Source organism: Desulfovibrio sp. 1188_IL3213 (assembly GCF_036763145.1).
GTDB lineage: Bacteria > Desulfobacterota > Desulfovibrionia > Desulfovibrionales > Desulfovibrionaceae > Desulfovibrio.
Map to the genome: position 1 here is coordinate 1 of NZ_JBAIYR010000297.1, position 2,972 is coordinate 2,972.

The following is a 2,972-nucleotide window of genomic DNA, read 5'->3' on the forward strand; positions in this document are numbered from 1 at the left end:
GGCAGCATCCAGGGCCGAGGGAACAGGAGAGGCCGCGTCAAAGGGCAGGGCGGAGGGCGCGCAGACATTCCAGCCGCCTTCGTGAAGTTCCAGGGGGCCGCGCCCTTCCCAAGGGCGGGCTGTGGAGCCTTTGCGCCCGGAATGCCCCAACTGGACAGCCACGGGCGTGGAAGAAAACGTGCCTATGAATTCCAGCATGCGTTTGTGCAGTGCTTCGTGCTCATCATTCCACAGGCCGAGGTCGCCAGGGGATATTCTGCCCTCGGGTTCCACGGCTGTGGCTTCGACAATGAGCAGCCCGGCGCCGGAAACAGCCAGATGGCCGTAGTGCATATGATGCCATTGGGTCGGACGCCCCTCATCAGCCGAATACTGATCCATCGGGGGGATGACGATGCGGTTGGCAAGTTCCAGCCCGCCGAGATTGATGGAAGAAAAAAGTGTGTTCATGCAGCCTCCTGCCTTTGCAGCCTCAAGGCCCGTATTTTATGTCTGCCCAGGCACGGGGATCTGGGGCAGAAAATTGTTATGGCGGCGCATCCTGAAAGGGATGCCATTTTTCTGATTATGCGCCTGAAGATGGCAGAGGGCAAGCGCGCCCGGCCATGTCGCCCGGCGTAATTTCTTTTGTACCTTGTATCTCCCGGTAATATAACGTACAAAAGTGCTTCAGGCTGTGCCATCATCAATGCCGCTCTGCCGGGTTCTTTTGGGTGAGAGTTCCCGCCACAGGTATGGGCATGTTGCCCTTGAGAATGTTTGTTCTCAAGTTTTTTGAGGTGCTCATCATGATGCTTAGAGCAGTTTACGAATGAAACGAGTCAACTGCTCTGCAAGGATTTTCCTGAAAATCCTTGCCACGAAATGCGAGCAGGCAGGCTTTTGCCTGCCGTAGGCAAGCATTTCAAGTGCTAAATGCTCTAGCAGCGCAGATATATTGCGTTTCTCTTCGTGGCGACCGCCTGCTTACTCACTCTTCGGGAGAGCTTTGCTGTAAATTTGTCCTGTGGGCGACAAAGAGATATGCGGTTGCGAGCGGCACTGCCGCCGCAATGTGCCAACATGGAGGCCGGTTTTACGGCAGCGTTTGGGGGCCATCGCAGAAGCAGGGGGAAAGGGGGCGCGCCTTTTCCCCCTGTCTTTATCTGGCTTACGGCGCAGCTCTTTTTCTACAAAAATTTGCCCCGGGCCGGGGCTGACGCCGTGCCGCACCCTACGGCTGAGGGCTGTTTCCATTTCTGCCGGAGCCGGTACAGTGGAACGGCTCCGGCAGAGACGTTTTTTAATTTTTGTCCGCCGCGTCCCTGGCAGCGCTCAAAGCCGCCTGCAAGCGGTTTTCATCTTCGTGCGACAGGGAAGACTGGATGACCTCTCCGCCGGAGCCGCGCAGCTCCGCCAGAACCTTGTCGGTAATTTCAGAATCCACCAGCACGAACAGGGCCGAAGAGCCGGGTTTGAGCTTTTCACCAAGCTGTTTCATGAAGTTATCGTTGATGCCCACATCGGTCAGCGCGCCGCCCACGGCTCCGGCGCCCGCGCCGACCACAAGGCCCAGCAGGGGGTTCAGAAAGATCAGGCCGATCAGCGCGCCCCAGAAACCGCCGCTCAGCGCGCCGGTTGCAGTAAGGTTGTAAAGCTGGTGCAGTTTGACCTTGCCGTCCTGCTTGCGGGTAACCACCACGGCGTCTTCAAGATCCACAAGGTAGTCTTTCTGCATTTTCAAAAATTTGATGCGTTCTTCACTGGCCTGCGTTTCACTGGGGTAGGCCACGACAATCAGTGTGCGCATGGGATCTCCTTGAGGTGCGGTATTGCTCGCAATGACGGACGCAATACCGATGGTTACAGGTAATGAATATCGCAAGCAATATGGCACGGGCCTTGTAAAATGACAATGCCATGAAGACCCCTTTGGCGGGGTCTTCATGGCAAAAAGTATGTTATTTCAGCTAGATTTTGTTTATCGGCAACTTTATATATTGAATGCCCGCCACGGGCGTTCCAAAGTCGCCCGCGCGCATATTGGCCTGGATGGAGGGCAGCAGCAGGGGCGGCACGGCCTTGCCTGTATCGTCCGCCCTGCGGCGTGAAACAAAGCTGTTTTTATCAATGCCCATGTGCAGGCGTTCATTTTTCAGTTTTTGTTCGCCCACGGTGCTCATGCACTCGGGACCGCGCTTGCCCGCAGGGGGATAGTCGTGCCCTACGTATATGCGGTAATGGTCCGGCAGGGCAAAGAGCTTGCGTGAAGATTCGTAGGAGTCTTCGGGGCTGCCGCCCGGAAAATCGCAACGGCCGGAACCCACATCAGGCAGAAAGATGGTGTCGCCTACAAAGGCGGTATCTTCAATAATGTAGGTGGTGTCGGCCGGAGTGTGTCCGGGCGTGTGGATCATTTTGGCCTTGAGGTCGCCTATGGTAAAGGTTTCGTCATTTTCAAAAAGATGGTCAAAGTCCGCGCCGTCGGCCGGGGTATCGTTGCCTGTCTGGAAAATGGGAACCCAGGTGGCGATGATGTTCAGCATGTGCTTGCTGATGGCGATCTTGCCGCCCAGTTTTTCCTTGAGGTACCGGGCGGCGGTAATGTGGTCGGCATGAATGTGGGTTTCGAGTATCCACTCTACCGTAAGCTCTTTCTGCCTTATAAAGGTAATGACCGTATCGGCGGATGTTGTGCCGGTGCGGCTTGAGGGCATATCATAGTCCAGTACGCTGTCGATGATGGCGCAGCGCCGCTGGCTGTCTGTATCTGACCAGACCACATAGGTCCAGGTTGCGGTAACGGGGTCAAAAAATCCGCGCACATTGGGGGCAGTCATAATAGTCTCCTTGGCGTCGGTTGCGCCTTGCGGCGCTGTATGGTTGGAATCGGCCCAACCGTGAAGTTCCGGCATGTGGGGCTTTGATCCGGCGCGGCAGCCTGGGGCGGCCTTGGCCGGGCCGGTGTTTTGCCGGGCATGCCACGGTTGCTG

At 56.7% G+C, this 2,972-nt stretch carries 3 protein-coding genes; all 3 read right to left on the reverse strand.

Translation table 11 applies throughout. The features are described 5' to 3' along the window. A partial coding sequence (locus V6C16_RS10515) for an oxidoreductase (RefSeq protein WP_442886219.1) occupies positions 1-450 on the reverse strand: 450 nt, incomplete at its 3' end. A gap of 832 nt (positions 451-1,282) precedes the next feature. Further along, positions 1,283-1,789: a DUF1269 domain-containing protein gene (locus tag V6C16_RS10520; RefSeq protein WP_333536238.1), complete on the reverse strand. Its 507-nt coding sequence runs from the start codon at positions 1,787-1,789 to the stop codon at positions 1,283-1,285. 160 nt (positions 1,790-1,949) lie between these two features. Then, on the reverse strand, positions 1,950-2,972 hold a 1,023-nt coding region (locus tag V6C16_RS10525; protein ID WP_333543167.1), incomplete at its 5' end, for an MBL fold metallo-hydrolase.

Coding starts and splice junctions, on each gene's coding strand:
- V6C16_RS10520 (WP_333536238.1), bottom strand. CDS start 1,789: ATGCGCACACTGATTGTCGTGGCCTACCCCAGTGAAACGCAGGCCAGT.